The sequence below is a fragment of the Nocardia halotolerans genome (assembly GCF_042650145.1).
GTDB lineage: Bacteria > Actinomycetota > Actinomycetes > Mycobacteriales > Mycobacteriaceae > Nocardia > Nocardia halotolerans.
In genome coordinates this window covers 36,521-61,065 of record NZ_JBHSDL010000014.1, presented here as the reverse complement: position 1 = coordinate 61,065, position 24,545 = coordinate 36,521, and the positions used below count along the sequence as shown (strand labels likewise).

At 70.0% G+C, this 24,545-nt stretch carries 22 protein-coding genes; 11 read left to right on the top strand and 11 right to left on the bottom strand.

What is annotated here, in order from left to right:
* The first annotated feature begins 86 nt into the window (after positions 1 to 86).
* Positions 87 to 1,985, top strand: coding sequence for a 1-deoxy-D-xylulose-5-phosphate synthase (gene dxs, locus ACFO5K_RS10890; protein WP_378559932.1), 1,899 nt, complete (start codon positions 87 to 89; stop codon positions 1,983 to 1,985).
* An 11-nt stretch (positions 1,986 to 1,996) separates the two neighbouring features.
* Here the strand turns inward: dxs and ACFO5K_RS10885 are convergent, their stop codons facing one another.
* From ACFO5K_RS10885 to ACFO5K_RS10875, 3 genes are all read right to left on the bottom strand, one after another.
* Positions 1,997 to 2,833 (bottom strand): class I SAM-dependent methyltransferase, encoded by an 837-nt coding sequence (locus ACFO5K_RS10885; protein WP_378559929.1) that lies wholly within the window; start codon positions 2,831 to 2,833, stop codon positions 1,997 to 1,999.
* Positions 2,834 to 2,968: 135 nt separating this feature from the next.
* Positions 2,969 to 4,219 (bottom strand): HRDC domain-containing protein, encoded by a 1,251-nt coding sequence (locus ACFO5K_RS10880; RefSeq protein ID WP_378559926.1) that lies wholly within the window; start codon positions 4,217 to 4,219, stop codon positions 2,969 to 2,971.
* A gap of 22 nt (positions 4,220 to 4,241) precedes the next feature.
* The gene (locus tag ACFO5K_RS10875) at positions 4,242 to 4,793 is read right to left on the bottom strand and encodes a DUF3000 domain-containing protein (protein WP_378563675.1); all 552 of its coding nucleotides are present in this window, start codon (positions 4,791 to 4,793) and stop codon (positions 4,242 to 4,244) included.
* A gap of 421 nt (positions 4,794 to 5,214) precedes the next feature.
* On the opposite strand from ACFO5K_RS10875, the gene hemE reads away from it, so the two are divergent.
* From hemE to hemQ, 4 genes are all read left to right on the top strand, one after another.
* On the top strand, positions 5,215 to 6,279 hold the full coding sequence (gene hemE, locus ACFO5K_RS10870) for a uroporphyrinogen decarboxylase (RefSeq protein WP_378559923.1): 1,065 nt from the start codon (positions 5,215 to 5,217) through the stop codon (positions 6,277 to 6,279).
* A 199-nt stretch (positions 6,280 to 6,478) separates the two neighbouring features.
* The gene (locus ACFO5K_RS10865; protein ID WP_378559920.1) at positions 6,479 to 7,828 is read left to right on the top strand and encodes a protoporphyrinogen oxidase; all 1,350 of its coding nucleotides are present in this window, start codon (positions 6,479 to 6,481) and stop codon (positions 7,826 to 7,828) included.
* A gap of 186 nt (positions 7,829 to 8,014) precedes the next feature.
* Entirely contained in the window at positions 8,015 to 8,176 is a 162-nt protein-coding gene (locus tag ACFO5K_RS10860) for a hypothetical protein (RefSeq protein ID WP_378559917.1), read from the top strand.
* Between the two features lie 43 nt (positions 8,177 to 8,219).
* The gene (gene hemQ / locus ACFO5K_RS10855; protein WP_378559914.1) at positions 8,220 to 8,915 is read left to right on the top strand and encodes a hydrogen peroxide-dependent heme synthase; all 696 of its coding nucleotides are present in this window, start codon (positions 8,220 to 8,222) and stop codon (positions 8,913 to 8,915) included.
* Positions 8,916 to 8,964: 49 nt separating this feature from the next.
* Here the strand turns inward: hemQ and msrB are convergent, their stop codons facing one another.
* The 4 genes from msrB to ACFO5K_RS10835 all read right to left on the bottom strand — a co-directional run bounded on the left by msrB (position 8,965) and on the right by ACFO5K_RS10835 (position 13,216).
* Positions 8,965 to 9,393, bottom strand: a complete 429-nt coding sequence (gene msrB / locus ACFO5K_RS10850) for a peptide-methionine (R)-S-oxide reductase MsrB (RefSeq protein WP_378559911.1) — start codon at positions 9,391 to 9,393, stop codon at positions 8,965 to 8,967.
* Between the two features lie 64 nt (positions 9,394 to 9,457).
* Positions 9,458 to 10,786, bottom strand: a complete 1,329-nt coding sequence (locus tag ACFO5K_RS10845; RefSeq protein ID WP_378559908.1) for a glycosyltransferase family 87 protein — start codon at positions 10,784 to 10,786, stop codon at positions 9,458 to 9,460.
* An 82-nt stretch (positions 10,787 to 10,868) separates the two neighbouring features.
* Positions 10,869 to 12,422 carry an alpha/beta hydrolase gene (locus ACFO5K_RS10840; protein WP_378559905.1) on the bottom strand — a complete coding sequence of 518 codons (1,554 nt, stop codon included), beginning with the start codon at positions 12,420 to 12,422 and terminating at the stop codon, positions 10,869 to 10,871.
* Positions 12,423 to 12,454: 32 nt separating this feature from the next.
* Positions 12,455 to 13,216, bottom strand: coding sequence for a pyrimidine reductase family protein (locus ACFO5K_RS10835; RefSeq protein WP_378559903.1), 762 nt, complete (start codon positions 13,214 to 13,216; stop codon positions 12,455 to 12,457).
* Between the two features lie 35 nt (positions 13,217 to 13,251).
* On the opposite strand from ACFO5K_RS10835, the gene zapE reads away from it, so the two are divergent.
* Positions 13,252 to 14,271, top strand: coding sequence for a cell division protein ZapE (gene zapE, locus ACFO5K_RS10830; protein ID WP_378559901.1), 1,020 nt, complete (start codon positions 13,252 to 13,254; stop codon positions 14,269 to 14,271).
* Between the two features lie 3 nt (positions 14,272 to 14,274).
* Here the strand turns inward: zapE and ACFO5K_RS10825 are convergent, their stop codons facing one another.
* A complete protein-coding gene (locus ACFO5K_RS10825) occupies positions 14,275 to 14,814 on the bottom strand; it encodes a GNAT family N-acetyltransferase (protein WP_378559899.1) in 540 nt (179 codons plus the stop codon).
* Between the two features lie 71 nt (positions 14,815 to 14,885).
* Here ACFO5K_RS10825 and ACFO5K_RS10820 point away from each other — a divergent pair, with 71 nt between their 5' ends.
* The 4 genes from ACFO5K_RS10820 to ACFO5K_RS10805 are packed head-to-tail and all read left to right on the top strand — an operon-like array spanning position 14,886 to position 17,684.
* Entirely contained in the window at positions 14,886 to 16,391 is a 1,506-nt protein-coding gene (locus ACFO5K_RS10820; RefSeq protein WP_378559897.1) for a flavin-containing monooxygenase, read from the top strand.
* Positions 16,392 to 16,447: 56 nt separating this feature from the next.
* On the top strand, positions 16,448 to 17,395 hold the full coding sequence (locus tag ACFO5K_RS10815; RefSeq protein WP_378559895.1) for a LysR family transcriptional regulator: 948 nt from the start codon (positions 16,448 to 16,450) through the stop codon (positions 17,393 to 17,395).
* 11 nt (positions 17,396 to 17,406) lie between these two features.
* Complete coding sequence (locus ACFO5K_RS10810) at positions 17,407 to 17,550, top strand: hypothetical protein (protein WP_378559893.1); 144 nt, start codon at positions 17,407 to 17,409, stop codon at positions 17,548 to 17,550.
* Positions 17,547 to 17,684, top strand: a complete 138-nt coding sequence (locus ACFO5K_RS10805; RefSeq protein ID WP_378559890.1) for a hypothetical protein — start codon at positions 17,547 to 17,549, stop codon at positions 17,682 to 17,684. The genes ACFO5K_RS10810 and ACFO5K_RS10805 overlap by 4 nt, the downstream gene beginning before the upstream one ends.
* A 231-nt stretch (positions 17,685 to 17,915) precedes the next feature.
* Here the strand turns inward: ACFO5K_RS10805 and ACFO5K_RS10800 are convergent, their stop codons facing one another.
* Positions 17,916 to 20,894, bottom strand: coding sequence for a hypothetical protein (locus ACFO5K_RS10800; protein WP_378559888.1), 2,979 nt, complete (start codon positions 20,892 to 20,894; stop codon positions 17,916 to 17,918).
* 381 nt (positions 20,895 to 21,275) lie between these two features.
* Between ACFO5K_RS10800 and ACFO5K_RS10795 the strand changes: the two genes are divergently transcribed.
* Positions 21,276 to 22,229 carry a hypothetical protein gene (locus tag ACFO5K_RS10795; protein ID WP_378559885.1) on the top strand — a complete coding sequence of 318 codons (954 nt, stop codon included), beginning with the start codon at positions 21,276 to 21,278 and terminating at the stop codon, positions 22,227 to 22,229.
* Here the strand turns inward: ACFO5K_RS10795 and ACFO5K_RS10790 are convergent.
* Positions 22,168 to 23,394: a hypothetical protein gene (locus ACFO5K_RS10790; RefSeq protein WP_378559882.1), complete on the bottom strand. Its 1,227-nt coding sequence runs from the start codon at positions 23,392 to 23,394 to the stop codon at positions 22,168 to 22,170. The two genes, ACFO5K_RS10795 and ACFO5K_RS10790, sit on opposite strands and share 62 nt — an antisense overlap.
* A 56-nt stretch (positions 23,395 to 23,450) precedes the next feature.
* On the bottom strand, positions 23,451 to 24,524 hold the full coding sequence (gene mraY, locus ACFO5K_RS10785; RefSeq protein WP_378559879.1) for a phospho-N-acetylmuramoyl-pentapeptide-transferase: 1,074 nt from the start codon (positions 24,522 to 24,524) through the stop codon (positions 23,451 to 23,453).
* Positions 24,525 to 24,545 lie beyond the last annotated feature (21 nt).

Sequence of the window (24,545 nt, the reverse complement as noted above, 5' to 3'; positions counted from 1 at the left end):
ACGGAGAAGGGGCCGCGAGCCTGAGCTGTCGGCGCGGCCAAATACACTGGGCGGATCACACAACAGTCCGGAGGGAGCGAGTTCAGGTGGGAGTGCTGTCGCGGGTGGATTCACCCGAGGATCTGCGCCGGCTGAGCGTGCCGCAACTGCGCGAACTGGCGGACGAGATCCGCGAGTTCCTGGTGCAGAAGGTTGCCGCCACCGGAGGCCATCTCGGTCCCAATCTGGGTGTGGTCGAGCTGACCATCGCCCTGCACCGGATCTTCGATTCGCCGGTCGACCCGTTGATCTTCGACACCGGCCACCAGGCCTATGTCCACAAGATCCTCACCGGCCGCAAGGGTCTGTTCGATTCGCTGCGCAGCCGCGACGGCCTGTCGGGCTACCCGAGCCGCGCCGAGAGCGAGCACGACTGGGTCGAGTCCTCGCACGCCTCGGCCTCGCTGTCCTACGCCGACGGTCTGGCCAAGGCGTTCGCGCTCACCGAGCAGGACCGCACCGTGGTGGCCGTGGTCGGCGACGGCGCGCTCACCGGTGGCATGTGCTGGGAGGCGCTCAACAACATCGCGGGCGCTCCCGATCGGCCGGTGGTGGTCGTGGTCAACGACAACGGCCGCTCCTACGCCCCCACCATCGGTGGGCTGGCCGACCGGCTCACCGCGCTGCGCACCCAGCCCGCCTACGAGCACGCCCTCGACGCGGGCAAGCGCATCCTCAAAAGCATTCCCGCCGTGGGGGAGTCGGCGTACTCGATGGTCCACGCGCTCAAAGCCGGGATCAAGGACGCGGTGAGCCCGCAGGAGCTGTTCTCCGATCTGGGCATGAAGTACGTCGGCCCCGTCGACGGCCACGATCTGGTCGCGCTCGAGGCGGCGATGCGGCGGGCCAAGGAATTCGGCGGCCCGGTGGTCGTGCACGTGGTCACCCGCAAGGGCAACGGTTACGAGCACGCGGAGAACCACGTCGCCGATCAGATGCACGCCTGCGAGCCGATCGACCCGCTCACCGGCCGCCCGCTGGCCGGGAAGAAGGCCAAGGGCTGGACCGCGGTGTTCTCCGAGGAACTCATCGAGCACGCGGCCCGGCGCGACGACATCGTCGCCATCACCGCCGCCATGCCCGGCCCCACCGGCCTGGCCCCGTTCGGTGCACGCTTCCCCGACCGCATGTTCGACGTCGGCATCGCCGAGCAGCACGCGATGGCCTCGGCGGCCGGGCTGGCCCTGGGCGGCATGCACCCGGTCGTCGCGATCTATGCCACCTTCCTCAACCGCGCCTTCGACCAGTTGCTGATGGACGTGGCACTGCTGAAGCAGCCGGTGACCGTGGTGCTCGACCGCGCGGGCATCACCGGCCCCGACGGTGCCAGCCACAACGGCATGTGGGACTTCTCGCTGCTGGGTGTCGTCCCCGGCATCCGTGTCGCCGCCCCCCGCGACGGCGCCACCCTGCGCGAGGAACTCACCGAAGCTCTCGCCGTCACCGACGGCCCCACCGTGCTGCGGTTCCCGAAAGGCAGTGTGGCCGAGGACATCACCGCCGTCGAGCGCCTCGACGGCGTCGATGTGCTGCGCCTGGCCATCCCCGGCGCCGGATCGGCGCAGTCTCAGCACGGTGACGTGCTGCTCGTTGCGGTCGGCCCGTTCGCGGGTACCGCGCTACAGGCCGCCGAACTCCTGGCGCACCAGGGCATTTCGGTCACCGTCGTGGACCCTCGCTGGGTGCTGCCGGTCTCCGACGCCCTGGTGAAACTGGCCGAGAACTACCGGCTGGTCGTCACCGTCGAAGACGGCGGCCTGCACGGCGGCATCGGCTCCACCGTCTCCGCGCGGCTGCGTGACGCCGGCCTCGACGTCCCCGCCCGTGATCTCGGTGTGCCCCAACAGTTCCTGGACCACGCCTCCCGCAACGAGATCCTCGAGGATCTCGGCCTCACCGCCGACGCCATCGCCCAGCGCATCGGTGGTTGGTTGCAGGCTCGCTGAAGACCGGGTTCTCAGCGGGCCGGTCGCCGCGCGACGACCGCGAAGTTCAACGGGATCCGCGGTTTCCCGGCGGGTAGTGTCCAACCTTGTTCGCACGCCACGAGATCGGGAAACGCCGGCCAATCCATGTACGGCAGCTCCACCACCGCCTCGATCATGAGCCCGGCGCCCAGCAGCGCCGCGACGACTTCACCCAGGTCGTGGCGCCACTCGTGATTGGTGGTGTGGGTGATCCGCCCGTCCGAATTCTCGGTGTAGGTACCCGAATCCGAGTAGGTGCGCACGCCACCACCGCCGAGGTAGTCGTCGGCGATTTCCCACGGCTGGAACTGCATCGCTCCGAGGATCGGGTGGTCGTCGCGGATCGCGAACACCCCGCCCGGCTCCAGCAGGTCGTGGACCGACCGTGCCCACGCGGTGAGTTCCGGTAACCAGACAATGGTCCCCGCGCTGGTCACCACGGTGTCGAACCGCCGTTCGATCAGCGCTGAGGCGAACCTCGCGTCCGCCTCCACCCAGGTGATCTCACGACCGTCGTCTCGTCCGATCCGCGCCGCGTGCCGCAGCGAATTGGGCGACAGATCCACCCCGTGCACATCCACGGCCCCCAACCGCGCCCATGACACGGTGTCGAGGCCGATATGACACTGCAGATGCAGCAGCGACCGCCCCTCGATTCCGGTATACGGCAGGTGCGGCGTGAGCACGGCGAGATCGTTGCGCACCACCGAGGAGATCATGCCCGGGTCACCCAGGAAAGCCGCCACGTCGTACATGCGCGACCGTACATGCACCTCGGCCCGGTCGTCCCAATTGGCCCGATTGGCGGCAATCGCGTCTTCCAGCACAACGGTCCCTTTCGGTGGCGGCGAGTCGAAGACACACGCTATCCCCGCCGGATACGGCCGTCGAACCCTTTTCACTCGTTGCCACTGCGCTGCTCGCGTGTGGCTGAGAGCTGACGAGTGTGGGCGGACCAGCGGCTATTGCTCGTGGGGCGTCAGCGCTTCGGTCAGCACCGGTACGGCGAGGGCGCGTTGCCAAGGCCGGGCACCGCCTGCGCGCAGGAATGCCTCGATCGCCGCACCGAGTTCTTCGGGGGTGCCGACGTTTTTGTAATCAGGGAGCCCGTCCCAGCACAACCGGCGCACCAGATCGGGGGAGAGCAGGTTTTCCACCGGAATGGCGTACTCGGTGGAGAGCTCACCCATGGCGCTGCGGGCGGTGGTGAGGCGGGCGGCGGCGACCGGGTCTCGGCGTTCCCAGCGGTTGACCGGCGGCGGACCGTCGAACGGGAGGGTCAGCGGGGGCAGATCGGTGTCGGGGAGGGTGCGGGCGCGTTCCACGGCGGCGAGCCAGTCGCGGGAATAGCGGCGCTGGCGGGGACCACCGAAGACGGGCATGGTGCGCAGTTGCGCGACGGTGCGTGGTTCGCCGGTGGCGGCGGCGACGATGGCCGAGTCGGGCAGGATGCGGGAAGGGGCCACGTCGCGGGCGCGGGCGAGATCGTCACGGGTGATCCACAGTTCCCGCACGATCGCGAGCTGGCGGGCGCGGCGCAGATTGTGGATACCGGAGGTGCGCCGCCAGCGGTCGACCTTCGGGGCGGGCGGGTCCATGGTGCGGACGTGTTCGAATTCTTCGGCCGCCCAGGCCATTTTGTCCTGCTCGGCCAGGTCGGCGGCGACGGTGTCGCGCAGTTCCAGCAGCAGCTCCACATCGAGGGCGGCGTAGTTGAGCCACTCGGCGGGCAGCGGTCGGGTCGACCAGTCGGCGGCCCCGTGTCCTTTGCGCAGCGAGCGGCCCAGCAGGTTTTCCACCATCGCGGCCAGGCCGACACGCTCGTAGCCGGCGAGGCGCCCGCCCAGTTCGGTGTCGAACAGGCGGGCGGGCCGCAGGCCGAGGTCGGCTAGGCCGGGCAGATCCTGGTCGGCGGAGTGCAGCACCCATTCGAGGTCGTTGATCGCCGCGGCCAGCGGACCCAGCGCGTCGGTGATCGGGATCGGGTCGACGAGGAAGGTGCCCGCGCCTTCACGACGCAACTGGATCAGGTAGGCGCGTGCGGAGTAGCGGAAACCGGAGGCGCGTTCGGCGTCGACGGCCAGCGGGCCGGTGCCCGCGGCGATGGCCTCGGCCGCCGCGGCGACCTCGGCGGCGGTGGCCAGCACGGGGGGAACACCCTCGGCGGGAGCGAGCAGAGGCTCGGCGGCGGTGGGTTCCTCGGCGACCGACATAAACCTGAACTCTACGTGGCGATCAGGGCCGATCGGTGTGGGTATAGGACTCCGGGCGTAAATGGGTGATTCCGGCAGGGGGGAGACCGGCGGCGAACGCCAGCACCTCGCAGAAGGCTTCCACGTGTCTGCGCATCTCGGTGTTCATCGCCGTCCAGGAGGCGCGTAGCTCCAGTTGGTGGGCGCGCGGGGGACCGGCGATGTCGCCGTAGCGGACCGAACTGGTGGCGGTGACCGTGCCGCCCAGGGCGGTGAACGGCTCGCCGCGCGACTCGAGCGAGTCGACCAGCCAGCTCCACGCCACCTCCGGGAGCAGCGGGTCGGCGGCGAGGGCGGCGTCGATGTCGGCCTGGATGTAGGCGACGAGCCGGAACACACCGTTCCAGGCCTCGTCGCCGTCCGGGTCGTGGAGCAGGATCAGCCTGCCGAACGCGTCGCCCTCGGAGTCGGTGGGTACCACCGGGGTGTCCGGGTGGATGACCTCCGCTCCTAGCGCATAGGAGAACGGCGCCAACCGTTGCGGGGGACGGATAGGCGCCAACTCGATTCGGGGGTGCACTGTTGCGGTGCCCATCGCATCGACCGCCGCCCGGAAAGAAGCAGGCTCGCGGGGCGTTCCCCCGGTCGGTGCGGCGCCGTCGCGGATGTCGAGCGGTGTCACGAGGAGAACCGTAGACGGTGGGTGTGCGGCCCGTGCGGAGGCGCGCCGCCAACATCTGCGGTGCCAGGGCCGCGTTGCGGAGGGCGCATTCTGGGCGCCGGTGTGATGCACACTATGCGACAGACAGGGGCGTACCCGCGTTGACGATGCGCCTGGTGTGCAGGCAACTCGAACCTCAGGCGGGGAGCGAGCGGATGTCCTTGCCCCGCCCGATCCACGGCGTTCGGCCGGACCTGGCGGCGAACTCGCTCTGGCCCGCAGCGGGCGTGCCCGGCCGAATGTGGCGCAACCTACCCCGGATGTGGGGGCAGTTCCGTGCTCCTCGCCGCCTAGGATGGCAGCGGTGAGCACCTACACCCGCCGCCGGTTGACCGATGCCCCCTTCCTGGCCGCCGCCACCGGCGCGACACCCAGCAGGCGCCCGGTCTGGTTCATGCGTCAGGCCGGTCGGTCGCTGCCGGAGTACCGGGAGTTGCGCAAGGGCATCGGCATGCTCGAGTCGTGCTTCGATCCGGAGCTGGTGTGTGAGATCACCTTGCAGCCGGTGCGCAGGCACGGGGTGGACGCCGCGATCCTGTTCTCCGACATCGTTGTTCCGCTCAAGGCCGCCGGCATCGACCTCGACATCGTGCCCGGTGTGGGCCCGGTCATCGCCTCGCCCGTGCGCACCGAAGCCGATGTGCGCGCTCTGCCGCACCTGCGGCCGGAGGAGGTCGGCGCCGTCACCGAAGGCGTGCGACTGCTCACCGCCGCACTCGGCGACACCCCGCTGATCGGTTTCGCCGGCGCCCCGTTCACTTTGGCGTCCTACCTGGTGGAGGGCGGACCGAGCAAGCAGCACGAGCGCACCAAGGCGATGATGTACGCCGACCCGAAAACCTGGCACACCCTGCTCGGCACGCTCACCGACATCACCATCGCCTTCCTGCAGGCCCAGCTCGCCGCCGGAGTCGACGCGGTGCAACTGTTCGATTCGTGGGCCGGTGCGCTCTCGCTCGCGGACTACCGCGAGTTCGTCCTGCCGCATTCGGAGCGCGTCTTCGCCGAGGTGGCCTCGGCCGGAGTGCCGCGCATCCACTTCGGCGTGGGCACCGGTGAGCTGCTCGGCGCCATGGGCGAAGCCGGCGCCGACGTGGTCGGGGTGGACTGGCGGGTGCCGCTCACCGACGCCGCGCGGCGCGTGGGCGCCGGGAAGAGCTTGCAGGGCAACCTGGACCCCGCGATCCTGTTCGCCGGATTCGACGCCGTCGAGACCCAGACTCGGCGCATCGTGCGGGAAGCCGACGAGGCGATCACCCTCGGCGCCTCCGGCCACATCTTCAACCTGGGCCACGGGGTACTGCCGGATACCGACCCCGGCGTGCTGACCGAGCTGGTGGAGCTGGTGCACTCGCTGTAGGGCGCCCGTGGGGCGACCAGGGCGGTGCAACCGCCGCTGTGCCCGGAGACGCAGTCCGCGCCGGTCACCCGCGCGCGGCTGAACTGGTCGCCACAGACCCCGGTGGACCACGCGCACGACGTCCACCGCCGCGTGGCCGGGCCGACACCGATCCGGTCCGGCCCGTACCGCGACGCACCCCCCCGGCTACGGTCGAAGCATGCGGATCGCGGTTATCGGCGGCGGAGTCAGCGGGCTCGTCGCGGCCTATCGTTTGCGGCAGCGGCTCGGTGAGCGCGTCGACATCGTCGTGCTCGAGCAGAGCGCGCGCACCGGTGGAGTGCTGCACACCGGTGAGTTGGGCGGCGGGCCGGTGGATCTCGGCGCCGAGGCGTTCGTCGGGCGCCGGCCCGAGGTGCTGGACCTGATGCACGAGCTCGGCCTCGACGACCAGCTGGTGCGGCCGGCCGGGAAACGCCCGCTGGTGTGGGCGCGGGGTGCGGCCCATCCACTGCCCGGGCGCACGCTGATGGGCATCCCGTCGGATGCCGAGTCCCTGCGCGGTCTCATCGACGACGCAGGCGTCCACCAGGTCGCGACGGAGCCCGAACGCCCGCTGCAGTGGCGCCCCGGCGGCGATATCGATGTGCGGACCCTGGTCGCGGATCGGTTCGGTACGCAGGTGGTCGAGCGCAGCGTCGATCCGCTGCTGGGTGGTGTGTATGCCGGGATCAGCGCGTCCATCGGCGTCCGCGCCGCACTGCCCGCTCTCGCCGCGGCCCTCGACGACGGTGCGCCGAGCCTCACCGACGCTGTCCGCCGGGTACTGCCTGCCCCCAGCTCCGCCCCGGTTTTCGGCGGGCTGCGCGACGGCTACGCAGCGCTGCTCACCGCGCTGACCGAGGCGGCGCGGCCACGGTTGGTCACCGCACTGGCCGCCACCCGGCTGGCCCGCGGTTCCGGCGGCTGGGTCGTCGACCCGCTCGGCGCCGTCGACGCGGTGGTCCTCGCGACTCCCGCACCCGTCACCGCCCGGCTCCTGCACTATGTGGCTCCCGAAGCAGCGCGGGCCGCCGCGGGCATCGAACTGTCGTCCTCGGCGCTGGTCGCCATGGCACTGCCCCGCGACACCGAGCTCCCGGACAATTCCGGCATCCTCGTCGCCACCGGAGAACCCTTGGGAGCCAAGGCCTTCACCCTGTCGAGCCGCAAGTGGCCGCATCTGGCCGAACGCGACGTCGCCTTGGTCCGTGCCTCATTCGGCCGCTTCGGCGACGAGAAGTCCCTGTCGTGGACCGACGACGAGCTCGTCACCACGGCGGCCGATGACCTGGCCACCGTCACCGGAATCCCGATCACCCCACTGGCCACCGTCGTCCAACGCTGGCCGGGCGGTCTTCCCCAATACGCCCCCGGCCACGCCGACCGGATCGCCACCATGGAAGCCGCCGTCGCCGACCTCGAGGGCCTCGCCCTCGCCGGCGCCTACCTGCACGGTGTCGGCGTCCCCGCCTGCGTGGCCTCCGGCACCGCCGCGGCCGAACGCATCGCCCTCGTCCTCCCGTACTGACAGCCCGCGGGCAAGGACCCCGCGTGTATCCATGGCAGCCGGCGAGAGCCTGCGCCTCGACCGTCGAGCGGGCGGCAGCATCTCGCTCCGATCGACGGTGGAGGCAGAGCTCTTGCGTGCCTGCCGTCCGGCATGCGCGGCGTGTCAGTGGACACCGGTGATAGCTGTCTTGCATGATGGCCTGCTGTGGACATCCCCGGTGAGCAGACCCCTCGTGCGCGGACCCTGATCCTCGACCCCGATCTCGGCGCGGTCGAACTCCACGGCGACGAGGTGTCAACGGTGACCTCGGTTTTCGGCGATGACGAAACCTCGCCGTGGCGGGCGCGCAGACCGGCTGTGGAGTGAGCCCCAGCGGTGGGCGGAAAGCGCGCAGTGGCACCATGGATCCATGGCGCGACTCGACTACCAGGCCCTCAACTCCACCATTCGCTACCTGATGTTCTCGGTGTTCCAGGTTCAGCCCGGCGTGCTCGGTGCGGACCGGGCCGCGGCGATCAAGGAGGCGCAGGCGTTCTTCGACGGTCTCGCCGACAAGGGCGTGGTGGTGCGCGGAATCTACGACGTGGCCGGGCTGCGGGCCGACGCCGATTTCATGGTGTGGACCCATGCCGAGCGGGTGGAGGATCTGCAGGCCGCCTACGCCGATTTCCGGCGCACCACCGAACTGGGCAGGGCCAGCACTCCGGTGTGGAGCAACGTGGCGGTGCACCGCCCGGCGGAGTTCAACAAGAGTCACATCCCGGCCTTCGTGGCCGGTGAGGACCCGGGCGACTACATCTGCGTGTACCCGTTCGTGCGGTCCTACGAGTGGTACTTGCTGCCCGACGACGAGCGCCGCAAGATGCTCGCCGACCACGGCAAGGCCGCCCGTGGCTACGCGGACGTGCGGGCCAACACGGTGACCTCGATGGCGCTGGGCGACTACGAGTGGATCCTGGCCTTCGAGGCCCCCGAACTGCACCGCATCGTCGACCTGATGCGTGACCTGCGCGCTACCGAAGCTCGCCTGCACGTGCGCGAAGAGGTCCCGTTCTTCACCGGCCCCCGGGTCGAGGTCGAGCAGCTGGTCACCGCACTGCCGTAGTCGACGGCAACGCGAAAGGCTCGGTCACGATGACCGGGCCTTTCGCGTGTCAGTCGGTGCTCGGCTGTAGACGCAGCGCGATCGAATTGATGCAGTAGCGCTGGTCGGTGGGGGTGGGGTAGCCCTCGCCCTCGAAGACGTGGCCGAGGTGGCTGTGGCAGTTGGCGCACAGCACCTCCACCCGGCGCATGCCGAGGGTGTCGTCGGATCGCAGGATCACCGCGTCGGAATCGGCGGGGTCGAAGAACGACGGCCATCCGCAGTGCGAGTCGAATTTTTCGGTGCTGCGGAACAGTTCGGCATCGCAGGCGCGGCAGGTGTAGACGCCTTCGGTTTTGGTGTCGGTGTACTCGCCGACGAAGGGGCGCTCGGTGGCGGCTTCGCGTAGCACCGCGTATTCCTGCGGATCCAGTTTCGTCTTCCACTGTTGCGGCGTGAGCTGGATGCGCGGCGTTGGCAACGAGGATTCGGAACTCATCACTCCACGGTAATGCGTTCGACCGGTGCGTGCCGTGATCCTCGGCGCACGCACCGGCCGGTGGCTACTTCAGTGCGGGTTCGCGCTCGGCGGTCGGTTCTTCCGGCGCCACCGGGTCGTCCTCGCGGACCGGCTCGCGCCCCGGGGTGGCCGCGTCGCTGCCGTTGCGGGAGTCCGGCGCGTCGGCCATCCAGGCCGGGTCGAGGCCGAACTGGAGCCGGCCCGCGCGCCGGGCCGCCAGGTAGCGGTCGCCGAGCACGCAGAACACCACGAGCAGCAGCAGCCCCCAGCCGAAGGTCACCCGCAGGTACTCGAGTGCGCGCCCGGTGCTCTGCCAGCGATCCGAAAGCCACTTGTCGTAGGTCATGAAACCGAAGATCGCCAGCCACGCCGGCCAGTTGCGCAGTACGGAATTGCGCAGCACCACCGTCATCAGGAACGGGAACAGCATCATCGAGTAGTACATCTGGCCCAGCGAGGGCAGCAGGAACGACGCGGTGAGCAGTACCCCGGAGAACGTGGTGACGAAGAACAGGTCGTCGTGGCGGTAGTAGCGCCACAGCAGCCACAGCGACGCCGCGACCACCCCGGCCATCACGATCTGCGTGAGCAGGATCAGCCAGTGCGGCAACCCGTAGTAGAGCCCGTTGCCGCCGACCGAACTGTTGAAGTAGTCGCGGGTCTGCGCCAGGTAGGGCATCACGTGGGTGAAGAACTTCTCGGGGTCCTTCGACAGCGGCCAGGCGATCGCGGTGAGGGCCACCGGCACACCACACGCGGTGATGAACACCTTCCACTGCCCGCGTACCGCCGCGACCAGTAGGAGCGGCGCCAGCGTGGGTTTCACCGCGATGCTCAATCCCAGGGCGGCACCGGCCCAGAGATCCCGGCGCGCCAGCAACAGGTGGATGAACAGCAGTTCCGCCAGCAGCAGGCACCCGTTGACGTTGGTGAACACCAGTGTGTTGATCACGGTCTCGGAGGAGAACATGGCCAGCAGCAGCGCGGGTGCGGCGATCGAGCCGATACCGAACTTGAACAGCCGCAGCAGCAGGTACCAGGCCAGCAGGATTGCGGCCGCGTTGAGCGCGATGAACAACCAGCGCGACAGTTCGTATTCGATGATCGCGACGGGCGCGATCATCAGGGTGCCGCTGGGCGGATACAGGTAATGGGGGTCGACGGAATCGAAGTTGGCCGTGTACACCGGCCGGCCGTTGAGGAACTCGAACGAGGCGTTGTAGACCGGGCGGTAATCATCGGTGATGAAGCCGTTGATCGCCTTGATGAACACGCGGTTCAGCACGGTCATGATCGCGAACGGCCACAGTGCGAACTTGATCACATCCGCGGTGGTCCGGGCGGTACGGGGCTCGAGCTGTCGGAACAACACTGGGGCACGGTACACCGGATCGGGTTGCGGTGGTGTCGCCGGACCCGCCGGACGCGCCGCGAACCGGGTGCCGTGGCGGCGGTCAGGCAGGGCAGGCGCCGCCGTCGGCGGGCAGTTCCGCGCCGGTGAGGTAGTCGTTGACGGCCTGTTGCGCGCACTCGGAGTGGGCGGTCACCGGGTGCCCCCAGCCCTGCCAGGTCATCGTCGCGTGCCGGGCGCCGGCCGCACCGAGCGCGCCGGTGACCGAGGGCGCGGCACCGCCGACGACCGGGTCGGCGGCACCGGCGAACACCAGCACGGGCAGCTCGAATTCGGTGGGCAGCGGGGCGGGGGTGGAGACCGGCCAAGCCGAGCAGACCATCAGCCCGATCGCCGTGGTGCGGCCGAACACGGGGTACTTGTCTCCCCAGGTCCGAACCAGCTCGCGCGCCTGGTCAGCGGTCGGTGGTTGCTGGCTGTCGGTGCACCGGTTCACGAATTCGCCGTCGGAGTTGATCGCCGCGGCGGCCCGTTTCACCGCCGCCTCGAGTGGCCCGCGATCGCCGCGGTCGGCGGCGGCGAGGACATCGGCGAGCGCGGTGACCCGGCTCGTCTGATCGCCGCGCGGGCTCGACAGGAATCCGAGCAGCGCGGTGGACAGGTCGGCGGCCGAGATCGTGCCCAGTTCGCCGGCACTCGCCTTGTTCATCAGCGCGGTGACCGCGGCGCGCGGGTCGTCGCCGAGTGCGCAGCCGGTGGCCGCGCAACGCTGGGCGAAGGCGGTCAGGGCGGCTTCGGCGCCGGTGAGGCGGGCTTCGGCCCTGGTGGTGGCGTCGGCGCCGACCGGCTCCGGCGCGTCGAGCACCAGCCGGGCCAGATGATCGCCGTAGCGGCGGGCGTAGCTGAGCGCCACCGTGGCGCCGTTGCCCGTGCCGAGCAGGTTGATCTTGTCGACCTGCCACTGCTTGCGTAGCTGCTCGATGTCGTCGGCGGCATGCGGGGTGTCGAAGGTGCCCTCGTAGGGCTGCAGGAAGTCGCGGCAGGCGATGGTGGCGTCCTGGCTGAAACCGGCCACCGCGCCGACCTGATCGTCGCTGCCCACCCCGGTCTGGCCGAGGTCGGTCATCACCGCGCGCAACTGGGCGGGAATGCAGTCGATCGGCTGGGAGGCACCGATTCCACGCCGGTCCACCGCCACGATCGGCTGGGCGGCCAGCAGTGTCGTGCTGGGGCCGACGGCCAGTCCGGCCAGCGTCGAGGTCGACGAACGGTCCGACCCGGAGGTGAGGACCAGCGGCGCCACGTCGACGGGGGTCTGCGGCAGCCGGGCGCGCAGCGCGCCCGCGCGGAAGGTGCCCAGCACGTTGCCCGCCGTGTCGATCGGGGTCGAGAAGTCGGCGCATTCGAGCACCAGCCCTTCGGGAGCCGCGCCGAAGTCCAGCGAACTCAGGGTGGTGTCGGTGCAGTCACGCCAGGCCAGGTCCGTTTCCGGTACCTCGGCGGCGGGCGGTTGTTCGGCCGCGGGCTCGGTGGTCTGCCCGCCGCCGGATCCGGGACGCTCCACGGCGACGACAGGCCGATCCGACGGCCCGGCCCCACAGCCCGCGAGCATGATCGACAGTGTCGCGGCCGTTGCCGCGGCCCGAGTCCAGCGCATGGGTTACACACTGCCAGGTTCGGCGCCGGGTTTCATCGACGGGCCCACCGGGCCAGCACGGTGCCGTCGTCGTCGAGCAGCAACTGCTTGCGGCTCATCGGGGTGCCGAATTGTTTCGCCGACAGCGAGATTCGGCCGCCGGACCCGCCGACCAGCATCGGGGCGGTGGTCAGGCACAGTTCGTCGACCAGGTCCGCTTCGCCCAGTTGCCCGAACAGATGGGGTCCGCCTTCGCACAGCACCCGCAGCAATCCGCGTTCGGTGAGCACCCGCAGCAGGGCGGCGGGCATGACCGTCGCCTCGCCCGCGATGACCACCTGCGCGCCCACGTCCTCCAGCGCGCACACCTGGTCCGGGGCCGCCTGGGCGGTGGTGATGATCAGCGGCGGGGTCTGCGCGTCGGTGAACAGTCGCGCCGCCGGATCCAGGCGCGCGGTTCCGGTCACGACCGCGATCGGCGGGGCGGTGCCGTCGGGGTGGCCGCCCACACCGTGCTGGAAGTGGGCACGGCGGCGCTGTAGGTCGGTGCGGGCGCCGCCGTAGTTCTCCGTGCGCACCGTCCCCGCGCCGACGACGATCACGTCGGCCAGTTCGCGCAGCAGGGCGAACACCCGGTGGTCGGCCGGGGTACCCAGCCCCTTCGTCACACCGTCGAGGGCGTAGGCGCCGTCGATACTGTTGACGAAGTTCGCCCGCACCCAGGGCCGTTCCAAGTGCCGGGGGTAGGCGTAGCACCTGGCCAGTGCGTCGTCATCGAGGTCTGCGAGCTGGGTCACATTGTGGATACGCTGCATAAGAACCGATGCAACCACGTCCGTACGATTTGTCCATGCAAGAACGCCTTGTCGATCGCCATCCGGAGGTCCCGGCCGACCAACTCGTCGCGCAGATGGTGCCTCCGCCCATGTTCGACGAGGTCAGCTTCGCCTCCTACATCCCCGACCCGAAGGAGCCGAGCCAGGCGGCCGCGGTCGCCAAGGCCGAGGAATTCGCCGGTCAGGTCGCCAAGATCCACAAGGCCGGGTCGAAGAAGGGCCTGTTCGGCAAGAAGAAGGCCGTCACCGGCGCCGGGCTGTATCTCGACGGCGGTTTCGGTGTGGGCAAGACCCACCTGCTCGCCTCGATCTTCCACAGCGCGCCCGCGCCGAAGTCGTTCGGCACTTTCGGTGAGCTGACCAACCTGGTCGGCGCCCTCGGCTTCGTCAACGCCGTGGAGCGGCTCTCGGCCAACAGTCTGCTGTGCATCGACGAGTTCGAACTCGACGATCCGGGCGACACCACCATGGTCTCGCGGCTGCTCACCGAGCTCTCGGCCGCCGGTGTCTCCATCGCGGCCACCTCGAACACCCTGCCCAGTCAGCTCGGTGAAGGGCGTTTCGCCGCACAGGATTTCCTGCGCGAGATCAAGAAGCTCGGTTCCATCTTCGAGCCGGTGCGCGTCGACGGCCCCGATTACCGGCACCGTGACCTGCCGCCCGCGCCCGCGCCCACCTCACCGGAACTGCTGGCCGAACGGGCCGCTGCCACACCTGGTTCCACCCTCGACGACTACGACGCGCTGCTGGCGCACCTGAGCACCCTGCATCCGTCCAAGTACGGCGCGCTGATCAACGGGGTGACCTCGGTGTTCGTGGACGGGGTGCACCCGGTGACCGACCAGGCCGTGGCCCTGCGCATCGTGGTGCTGGCCGACCGCCTCTACGACGCCAGCATTCCGGTGACGGTCTCGGGCGCCAAGCTCGACGAGATCTTCTCGCCCGAAATGCTCGAGGGCGGCTACCGCAAGAAGTATCTGCGCGCGGTCTCGCGCCTGCTCGCGCTGTCGCGGTTCGAGGCGGCCGCCGCGTAACCGCTACAGCACCCGTTCGAACACGAAGTCGGCGTGCACCTGGTTGCCGACCAGGTTGGTCTTGGTACCCACCCGGGTGAACCCGTGCTTGGCGTAGAACTTCTGTGCCCGCTCGTTGCCCTGGTGGACGCCCAGCCACACCCCGTGCGCCCCGGTGTCACGCGCGGTCTCCACGGCGGCCTCCATCAGGGCGCCGGCGACCCCGCTGCCGTGGTGGCCCGGCAGCACGTACATCTTGCTCAGTTCCACCACCTCGCCCGCCCCGACCTGCGCGTCGACCTCGGGGTCACGGGGCCGGCCGGCCACCAGCATGGCGTAGCCGACGATCTCGTCGTTCTCCACGGCCTTGAGCACCGTGCGGTCCGGGTCGGACAGGTATTCGCCGAATCGGTCGCCCGACAGCATCCTGTCGAGGAAGATCTCGATATCGGCCGGGGTGGCCTCCGGCGGGCAGGCCAGCGGAAAGGTCGCGGCCGCGACATCGCTGAGCGCCTCGGCGTCCCAGAGTCCGGCCCGGTCCACGACGACGGAACTGTTGGTCATCGTTCCAGTACAGCACGCCCCGGTACCACGACGGTGGCACCGTGACGGCGGTGCCGAGTACTCTCCTGGCCATGACTAGCGGTAGCCGCATCGGAATCGTCGGTGCGGGAGTTGCGGGGTTGGCCTGCGCAAAGGTGTTGAGGCAGGCAGGGTTCCCGGTCGAGATCTTCGACCGGGCCCCTGACGTGGGCGGCGTGTGGAGCGCCACCCGCCGGTATCCGGGCCTGCGCGCGCACAACAGCAAGTTCACCAACCACTTCAGCGACCATCCGATGCCACCGGACTATCCGCGCTGGCCCGATGGGCAGCAGATGCAGGCCTACCTGGCCGGATACGCCGCCACGTTCGGTCTCACCGAACACCTGCGCCTGGGCACCGAGGTGATCGCGGCCGACCCGGTCGACAGCGGGTGGCTGCTCGAGACCCGCGACGAGATGGGTGTGCACCGCAGTTCCTGCGATCACCTGATCGTCGCCAACGGTGTGTTCAGCGATCCGGTGATGCCCGATCTGCCGGGTGCCGCCGCGTTCCGCGCCGCGGGTGGGCAGCTGTGCCATGTTTCGCAGTTCCACGATGTCGAGCAGGCGCGCGACCGGTCGGTGGTCGTCGTCGGTTACGGCAAGTCGGCCTGCGACGTCGCCGAGGCGGTGAGCCACGTCGCCGACGAGACCAGCGTCGTGGCGCGCCGGCTCACCTGGAAGATGCCACGCCGGTTCGGCTTCGGCACCGACTACGAGCAACTGGCCCTCACCCGCGCGGGCGAGGCGCACTTCCCCTCGCGCTACCCGCACCGGGTCGAACGCCTGCTCGACCGGCTCAGCCTGCGCGCCGCCGACCTGGACCTGCTGCAGGAGCGTGTCATCCGCAAGCTGCGCCTGCGCGAGCACGGTCTGGTGCCCGAGGGCTCGATCGCCGACATCGCCACCAGCAGCGCGAGCCTGGCCACCGAGGGCTTCGCCGAGCAGATCGAGGCGGGCCGGATCAGCGTGCACCGCGACACCGAGATCACCGAACTGATCGGCGGGCAGCACGGGCCCGCGGTGCGCCTGTCCGACGGCAGCCTGAAGCTGGCCGAGATCGTCGTGTGCGCCACCGGGTACCGGCAGGAGGTCCCGTTCCTCACCCCGTTCGTGCGCCGGTCCCTCACCGACGAGGCGGGCGACTTCCGGCTCTACCGCCACATCCTGCCCGTCGAAGTGCCCAACCTCAGCTTCGCCGGGTACAACAGCTCCAATGTGAGCGCGCTCAGCGCCGAGGTCGGCGCGCACTGGATCGCGGGCCTGCTCACCGGTGCCTTCGTGCCGCCGGTGGAAGAGCTGATGAACAACGAGATCGACGAGCGGTTGGCGTGGTCGCGCGAACGCGGCGGCGGCAGTCACGCGCACGGCGCCTCGGTGATCCCGTTCTCACTGGCCAGTCTCGACGAGATGCTCGACGACCTGGGCACCCCGCTGCCGTTGTCGACACGGCTGGCGCAATGGGTGCGCCCGGTGCGCCCGGCGTCCTATCGCGGCGTGCTGCGCACCCGCACCGTCGCGGCGCCCGCTCCCACACCGGCTTCGGTCAGCGAGGGATAGCCGACACGCGGGATCGTCGTGTTGGTCGCGATGTCGGCGTTGGTGATAATCCTGACGTGAATGCGCTGGATCTGAACCTGCTGCTGGCCCTGGACGCGTTGCTCGACACCAACAGCGTCACCGAGGCGGCCCGGCGTCTGCACACCTCCACCTCGGCGATGAGCCGTACCCTCACCAAACTGCGTGCGGTGCTGGGCGACCCGCTGCTCGTGCGCTCGGGTCGACAGTTGGTGCCCACCCCGCGCGCCCTGGAACTGCGCCAGGACGTGGCCGCGCTGGTCGAAGCCGGCCGGTCGCTGCTCACCGCGCGTGACGGGCCCGGAGCGGAGCGCCACCGTGATTTCGTTGTCCGTGTGAGTGATTCGGTGGCTGCCCGGTTGCCTGGCCCGCTGCTGGCCGCGGTGGGCACGCAGCTGCCCGGTGTGACGGTGCGGTTGGTCGCCGCCGATCCCGCCGACGCCGCAGTCGGCCTACGGGACGGGCGGGTGGACATCGAAGTGGGTGTGCTCGGCCGCACCGACCCGGAAACGGTGGTGAAGCGCCTGCTCACCGACCGCTGGGTGGGGGTCGCCGCCGCGGCGCATCGCTTCGCCGCCGATCGCCCCACCGTGGCCGCCTACGCGGCGGTGCGCCACCTGGAGGTCTCGCCCACCGGCCGCACCCACGGCGTGATCGACGACCGGCTCGCCCTGCACGGCCGCACCCGCCGCGTCGTGGCCACGGTCGCCGACCTACCCACCGCGCTGTTCACCGTCGCCACCACCGATCTGGTCTGCCCCGCACCCGAAGCCCTGACCCGCCCCGCCCGCCGTGCCCTCGGCTTGGCCACCTTCGAAATCCCACTGCCACTGCCCGCCCCGGTGCTGGCCATGGCCTGGCACCCACGCAACACCGCCGACGCGGGCCACCGCGCCCTGCGCGAACTCATCGCCACCGTCCTGCGCGACCTCCCCGACCCCGACCTCCCGGAAGCCGACCCGGTGCCGGTGCGGATCCCCGGCTGACGATCACCGGCGTGCACCGCACCTGCGTGGCGGGCACTGAACTGGTGGGCACCCGGTTGGCGGGCACCGAACTTGTCGGCACCGAACTGGTGGGCACCGAGTCGGTCGGCACCCAATTGGCCGACGCCGAACTGGTGTGGGCGCCGAACTGGTGAGCGCCGAATTGGTGGGCGCCGAATTGGTGGGCGCCGAATTGGTGGGCGCCGAGCTGGTGGGCGCCGAGCTGGCGGGCACCGCATCGGTCGGCAACCGATTGGTGGGCACCCAATGGTGGGCGCCGAACTGGTGAGCACCCGATTGGTGGGCGCCGAACTGGTGAGCACCCGATTGGTCGGCGCCGAACTGGTACCCGATTGGTGGGCGCCGAACTGGTACCCGATTGGTGGGCGCCGAACTGGTACCCGATTGGTGGGCGCCGAACTGGTACCCGATTGGTCGGCACCGAACTGGCGAGCACCCGATTGGTCGGCACCGAACTGGTCAGCGCCCGATTGGTCGGCACCCAGCTGGTCGGGTCCTGCTAATCGGCGTCCCGTGTCGGTGGCCCGAACACGTCACGCCGTCCCGGTGGCAACCCCGCCGACCGCTTCAATTCGTCGAGCATGGCCTGCAGTTGGTCGACATGGGCGGCGCTTTCCATATCGATGGCGCGGTAGGTGCCGGTCACGGTGATTCCCGCCGCGTCGGTCGCGGTGGGTGGGGCCGGGTCGGACACGGCACGTTCGGAGGAGATCGGTCCGGAAGCCGGTAAGGAGGTCGGCCGTTCGTGCACGGGTGGCTGGGCCTGCGGGGTTGCGCGGTGTTCGGCCGCTCGGCCCTCGGAATCCGGGCCGGCGGGCCACGGCGTGGAGGTCGAAGGAGTGGACTCCGGTGCGGTGGAGCCGCGTCCGGTCGGGAGGTCGACGGTGGGCGGGCCGGATGCTTCGTGGCCTGATCGGTGGTGGTTGTTCGTGGGTTCGCCGATGTCGGCTCGAGCGCCGTGCCCCGGGGTGTCGAAGCCCCGGTAATCGTTGGCAGGCTGGCCGTAGGTCGCGGGACCGGTCGTGTCGGCGTGGGCTGAGTGTGCTGCCGAGTCCGGAGCGGGGTCGGCCGGTGTCGACTGTTCCTGCGGTGCCGAGGCGAATCCGGCCGAGAAGGGCGCCGTCTGGGGCGCAGAGTTCATCGGTGTCGACCCGGGGGAGACATACTCGGTTGCGGGCGGTGTCGTGGAGCTCGGGGGCGGGGCCTGGTTCTTGGGCGGGGAGAGGCGGGTCGGCGGGGCGGGCGGTGTCGTGTCGGCGGCGAAGTCGGTCGTCAGGCGATCACGCGGGGTGAAGTCGTGGAAGACCTCGGCGCGATGAGCGGAGTCATTGGTGAAGCCGTTGCCGGGGCGGCCATTACGCACCGGCGGGGCGGGCGTGGATGCCGGGTCCTCGGCAAATGCCCAGTGGATACCGTTGGTACTGCCGCCGACCGGTGCGTCCGTGCCGGAATCGGCCTGGTCTGCGAACCCGTTGACCGCGTGACCGTTCGTCCGGGACCGCACGTGCTCGCCGTCCGTCAGTCCCGACCGAGCGTCGGCCATCGCATCGGAACTCACCCCGCGCGTTTCGGCCTGCCCCGCTATCTCAGTGGGTTTGCCGACCGGTCGCGCCCGCTCGATACCGGACTCCCGGTCCGCCGCCGGGTCCGCATGATCCGGGGCCCGATGCGATGTCGGCTCGTGCACAGTGGGATGCGCTCCGGCCCGCACGTCGGTATCGCGGTGGACGGGATCGCCGTCACGCACGTCGTCATCGATGTCGGCCCGACCGCCCGGTTCGATTCTGTCGGGAGCCGAGGCCGCCGCCCGTTCGACGCGCGCCTCTACCACCGCGTCGTCAATCGGCGCATCCGGCGTCGAGAACCTTCGCCCCGAACTCACCCGAAAACCGGAAGGCACGTCGTCGACGTGGCCGGAAAGGCGCTGCGGCACCGGGCTACCCGACGCGCCACCGGCCAGCCGCCCGGTCGATCGATCAGCACCGGCCTCCTCACCGATTTCACCGACGGTCTCGCCACCCTGCCGAACCGTCGATCCCCGCCCCGCGAAAGAGTCGCTGACATCGGCTGATTCGTGCCCCTGCCGCCCGCCGGAAGCGTCACTCTGTCGTGCGGGCGGCCTGTGGGTTTCGTCGTGGCCCTCGGCAGTGTTGTGTCCGTGTCGAACTGGGGGCGCGTCGCTCTGTTGCGCAGCTGGCCTGTTGATTTCGTTGTGGCCATCGGCCGTGTCGCGGCCATGCCGAACGGCCGGGGTGTCACCCCGCCCGGCGACCGACCCGTTGGTCTCGCCGTGCTCACCGGCGGTCTCGCGAACCGGCCGAGCCGGGGGAGCATCGCTGTACCGGGCGACCGACCCGTTCAACTCGCCGTTGTGGGCCGGTCGGCCGTTCGCCGAGTGCGCACCGCGCGGATCGGTCCCGCCGCCCGAAGAAACTGGCAGAGCGGCACTGTCGGCCCGCTGCGTGCCGGACGGCAGGTGCGTGCCGGCACCGCCGGGTTCGGCGTCGCTACGGTGAGCCGGGGCGGCTTCGCGGCCACGTTCCTGCCTGTCTCGCCCGGCATCGCCGGAGACATGCCGACGCCCGGAGATCTCGGCGCGGCCCGGCGTACCGGCCCCGTTGGTCGCGGTGCCGCCGCGCACAAGCGTTCCGCCGATCTCAGCGGTCCTCGGCCTGTCCGCATCGTCGGTGCCCGGCACAGTTCCGTTGCCGTTCACCGCCGGCATCTTGCGCCCGACAGGGTCAGTGCTCTCGTGTGTCGATGAACTTCGACGCGTGGCCGAAGTCTCGTGGGCGCCCCCAGTACTACCGTTCACCGGCCCGCCGGCCGTGGGAACCTTCCGCTGACCGGCCGAGCCGCTGATGTCGAGACTGACCGAGCCGGCGGCGTCCGCGCGGCCCACCGGGATCCCGACCATCGAGGCGGCCGTTACCGCATCGGTCGTGCGCTCGGCAGTGGATTCACCGTTCGCACCGTCGCCCGGTGTGTCAATGCCCGAACTCGGCGGTTCGAATGTCGTGCGCGGCACCGGAGTAGCGGTGATCGGCCAAGTCGGATCACCGAGGTGGTCGGGGACCGAGCGGGTAGGGGACTGGCGGCGTTCCAGCGGGGGACGGTTCTGGGCAGCGGGCGGTTCGGATTCCTCGCGGGCGGCATCGGCGCGTTCGGCCGCCTCCCGCACTTCTCGCCGACTGCGACTGCCACGGGTCGGGCGCTGCCCGCTCGGTTCGGGATCGCTGCCGTCCAGGGCGTCGAGTCGCGAGCTCAGCCGCGCAATGTCCTGTGACGCATGGAATGCCCAGGATTCGAGCCTGCGGATCCTGATCTGGTCGGGCACGTCCTCGTCGACCGGGAAGGTGGGAACCTCCTGCTGGACTCGCGCTGCGACGACATCGAGCTTTTCGCTGACGTCACGCAGCGCCGAGGCGATACCCGCCAGCATCGACCCGATGGATTCGTCGTGCTCAGCCTGATTCATGCACCCTACTTCCCGTCGTCGGCGAGCGTGCCCGCTTCGGCCGCAGCGATCATATCCACCGGCGCCACCCGGTGGGTCGTGGCGAGGGGTTCCCGGCGGAGTCGGCGACGCGCCGAACCGCTTCGTCATCGGCCCGACAAAGAGCAGCAACAGGCCGGGTCTGTGTATCGAAATGATCAAGATCTCGGCCGGTCGGTGCGACGTTGGCACAATGAAAGTGCTTGATATTCAAGCAATGTCACGGTTGTGATCTCGATCACCGAACGATGACGCACCCGAGCGCGGGTCAAGGGGGCTGGCGGCGTGTCGGCGTCTGCGGGAACCTGAAGAACAGGACGTGGGCGCGGGCGCGCGACAGGTCCCCGGTGAGGGAGTGATGGTGTGAGAACGAAGCGGCGAAGCGACACCCAGGTGGAATGTGGTCGGCGGGCGTTGCTCGACGAACTCGGTATCTCCGAGGGCGGGCGCCGCGCAGCCTCCGAACGAACCGGGCACGGCTGCGGGTGTGCCGATTGTGTGGCGGCGCAACGCAACACCCAGCGCCTCGAGCACTGGATCTGTGGCAGGCTCCGGGCGGCGGGGGCTGACGATGCCGAGGTCGATGCCCGCGTCGACGACATTCCGGTCGACATCTACTGGCGGCGCGGCGACCGCCGCTGCGTGGTGCAGGTCCACAGCGGCCCACTCGACATCACCGCGGCCCGTGCCCACCGGCAGCGGCTGCAGGCCGCGGGCATCGACGACGTGCTGTGGGTGTGCCCGAAGGGCTACTGGGTGCCGCTGGTGCCCGCGGTCGCCGTCGCCGACTTCGCACCGACCGGATCCGAGTACCGCATCGATCAGGGCATGGTCGCTGTGGGCGAGTCGGGTTTCGCCGCGCCGACGCGGGCGAGCTGGGAGTTGCGTGAATTTCTCGCGGGCTGGGTAGCGGGGGAGATCGCCTGGGCCCACGTGGATTCGACGATAGGAGGGTGGGCCGTGCTGGACACCTGGGAACGACACACCTCGGCGCAGGCCGCGCTGATCGAGAAGCAGCGCAGGGAGCTGCGTGACCAGCGCGTGCAGCTGGCGGTGTCGCGCCAAGCCGTGCGCGACAAGGAGAAGCTGGTGACCCGCCTGCACCACCGGATCGACCGGGCGGCCTCGACCGCGGATGCCGTGGCCATCACCCTGGCCGGGGTGCGTAGCGAACTGGTCGCCCAGCAACGCGTCGCGGCGAGCCTGCGCGCGACGATCGGCCGGATGGACCGCACCCTCGATCAGTGGCAGTGGCTCACCTGCTGCGCGATGCTGCTGGTGGTCGCGGTGCTGGCCGGTGCTCTCGTGACGCGCTGAGCCGCAGCGGAATCCGGTCCCACTGCCAGTCGTTGCGCAACACCAGGCCGGTCAGGTCGAGAAGATCGAGCCCGGTGTCGGCGAGTACGGCGGCCAGCGCGGCCCGATCGTAGGGACCGTGTGCGAGGTCGTCGGCCAGACGTTGTTCGGCGGCGGCGTCGACGGGCCGTGCCCGCAGCTGCGCCGGGCCGAGCGCACTGCCGGTCCAGCTGAGCATGCCCCAGCCGTGGTCGTGGGCGTAGGCGCGGGCGAGTTCGGCCTGAACCAGGTTGTGGCGGAAGGCGACCCGGTCCAGCGGTACTACGTCGACGAGCACGGTGCGTCCGTCGGTGAGCCGCGCGGCGACCGACGGGTAGTGCACCTGATCCCGGCCGTCGAAGTGGTAGGTGAGCGCGGTCGGTTCTTCCTGGAAGGCCGCGACGGCGGGGCTCGCGTCGAGGGTGCGCAGCAGCCGGGCGACCAGCGCTGAATCGTAGGCCACGTCGCGGCCCACCTTGGCGAGGTAGAACCGGCCGCGACCGTCGTCGTCACCGTCGGCGACTCGCGCCGACTCGGTGGGCAGCGGGGCGGGCGTCCCACCGGACCACACGGTGTCGGCGAGCAGTGCGTGCAGGTCCTCGGTGGGCTCCTGTGGCGCATGCAGTTTGGCGAGGATGCTGGCGGTCTTCTTCTGCCAGCCCATGATCCGCTGCATCACATACCCGGCGACCCGTTTGGCGTCGGCCGGATCGTGACCGGCCAGGCGCAGCTTCAGGTAGGACCATTCCATCGCCACCAGATCGGTGTCGGTGGCGTATGTCTCGGCCAGCAGGGTTCGCACCAGTCGCAGGTCACCGGCTTCGCGCGGGTATCGGTGCGCGAACACCTGCGCCGAGCGGTGCCCGGAGCGGGCCGCCTCGGCCACTATTCGGCCGATTGCCTTGGTGTAGAGCTGGCGCACCCGGTCGCGCGCGAGGTCGTAGCGGGCGCCCACCCGGGTCAGGGTTTCCGGGCGTTGCCCGCCGATGCCCAGGCGCAGCGCCACGATCCGCGCGTCGCGAGCCACCCGTTCGGCATGTTCGACGAGCAGTTCGCCGACCAGTTCGTCGAGCTCCACCAGCTCGAAGGACACGTCGGCGGCGATATCGTGGCCAGGTTCTGTGACGGTGTCGCTCACCGCACCCATGTGCACCTCCCGCGCTCTGTCGGGTCAGCGTAGCGGGGGACACCGACACCCGGCGCTCACAGCGAGGTGAGGTACTCGCTGTAGAACAGGCACAGCCCAGTAGCCGACGCGATCCCGGCCAGCACCCAGAACCGGATGATCACCGCCGTCTCCGGCCAGTTGTTCAGTTCGAAATGGTGGTGGAACGGCGCCATCCGGAACAGCCGGGTGTGGGTGGTCCGGAAAACCACGATCTGCAAGAGCACCGAGGTGATCTCGGCGACGAACAGCGCACCGAGCACCACGGCCAGCAGTTCGGTGTGGCTGGTGATCGACAGGCCGGCCAGCAGCCCGCCGAGTCCGAGCGAACCGGTGTCGCCCATGAAGATCTTGGCCGGCGCGGCGTTCCACCACAGGAAACCCACGCACGCGGCCGCCCCCGCCGCGCTGACCATCGCCAGGTCGAGCGGGTCACGCACGGTGTAGCAGGCGCGGCCAGGGCTGATCTCGCAGGAATTGTCGTACTGCCAGAGTGTGATCACCACGTACGCGCCGAGCGTGAGGCTCATGGATCCGGCCGCCAGCCCGTCGAGGCCGTCGGTGATGTTCACCGCGTTCGACCAGGCCACCACCAGCAACACGATGAACGCGACGAAGAAGATCGAGGCGAAGGTGATGGTCGGAATGTCACGGACATAGGAGAGGTTGCGTCTGGCGGGGGTGAGTCCGGTGGCGCCGGGGAACCGCAGCACCAGCACCGCGAACACCACCGCGACACCGATCTGACCGAGGTACTTGCCCGCCGCGGTGAGCCCGAGGTTGCGGTGTTTGCGCAGCTTGATCGAGTCGTCGAGGAATCCGACCAGCCCCAGTGCCGAAGCCAGCAGCAGCACCAGGATCCCGGACGCGCTGGGCCCCGGCGCGTCCCAGAGCATTCCGATCAGGTGCGAGCCCAGGTATCCCGCCCACACGCCGGCGCCGATCGCCAGCCCGCCCATCGTCGGGGTACCGCGTTTGGTGTGGTGGCTGGCCGGTCCGTCGATGCGGATCTCCTGGCCGAACCCGCGCCGCGCGAACACCCGGATCAACACGGGGGTGAGTGTGATGGTGACGAACAGGGCGATCCCCGCCGACAACAGGATCTGCCTCACAAGTGCCCTCCATGCCAGCCG

Excerpts from the sequence above, each read along its gene's own strand:
- ACFO5K_RS10880 (WP_378559926.1), bottom strand. The coding sequence starts at position 4,219 with ATGTCGGTCGCCGAGGAACCCACCGCCGCCGAGCCTCTGCTCGCTCCC.
- ACFO5K_RS10875 (WP_378563675.1), bottom strand. The coding sequence starts at position 4,793 with ATGGGCACCGCAACAGTGCACCCCCGAATCGAGTTGGCGCCTATCCGT.
- hemE (WP_378559923.1), top strand. The coding sequence starts at position 5,215 with ATGGCAGCGGTGAGCACCTACACCCGCCGCCGGTTGACCGATGCCCCC.
- ACFO5K_RS10865 (WP_378559920.1), top strand. The coding sequence starts at position 6,479 with ATGCGGATCGCGGTTATCGGCGGCGGAGTCAGCGGGCTCGTCGCGGCC.
- hemQ (WP_378559914.1), top strand. The coding sequence starts at position 8,220 with ATGGCGCGACTCGACTACCAGGCCCTCAACTCCACCATTCGCTACCTG.
- msrB (WP_378559911.1), bottom strand. The coding sequence starts at position 9,393 with ATGAGTTCCGAATCCTCGTTGCCAACGCCGCGCATCCAGCTCACGCCG.
- ACFO5K_RS10840 (WP_378559905.1), bottom strand. The coding sequence starts at position 12,422 with ATGCGCTGGACTCGGGCCGCGGCAACGGCCGCGACACTGTCGATCATG.
- ACFO5K_RS10835 (WP_378559903.1), bottom strand. The coding sequence starts at position 13,216 with ATGCAGCGTATCCACAATGTGACCCAGCTCGCAGACCTCGATGACGAC.
- zapE (WP_378559901.1), top strand. The coding sequence starts at position 13,252 with ATGCAAGAACGCCTTGTCGATCGCCATCCGGAGGTCCCGGCCGACCAA.
- ACFO5K_RS10825 (WP_378559899.1), bottom strand. The coding sequence starts at position 14,814 with ATGACCAACAGTTCCGTCGTCGTGGACCGGGCCGGACTCTGGGACGCC.
- ACFO5K_RS10820 (WP_378559897.1), top strand. The coding sequence starts at position 14,886 with ATGACTAGCGGTAGCCGCATCGGAATCGTCGGTGCGGGAGTTGCGGGG.
- ACFO5K_RS10800 (WP_378559888.1), bottom strand. The coding sequence starts at position 20,894 with ATGAATCAGGCTGAGCACGACGAATCCATCGGGTCGATGCTGGCGGGT.
- ACFO5K_RS10790 (WP_378559882.1), bottom strand. The coding sequence starts at position 23,394 with ATGGGTGCGGTGAGCGACACCGTCACAGAACCTGGCCACGATATCGCC.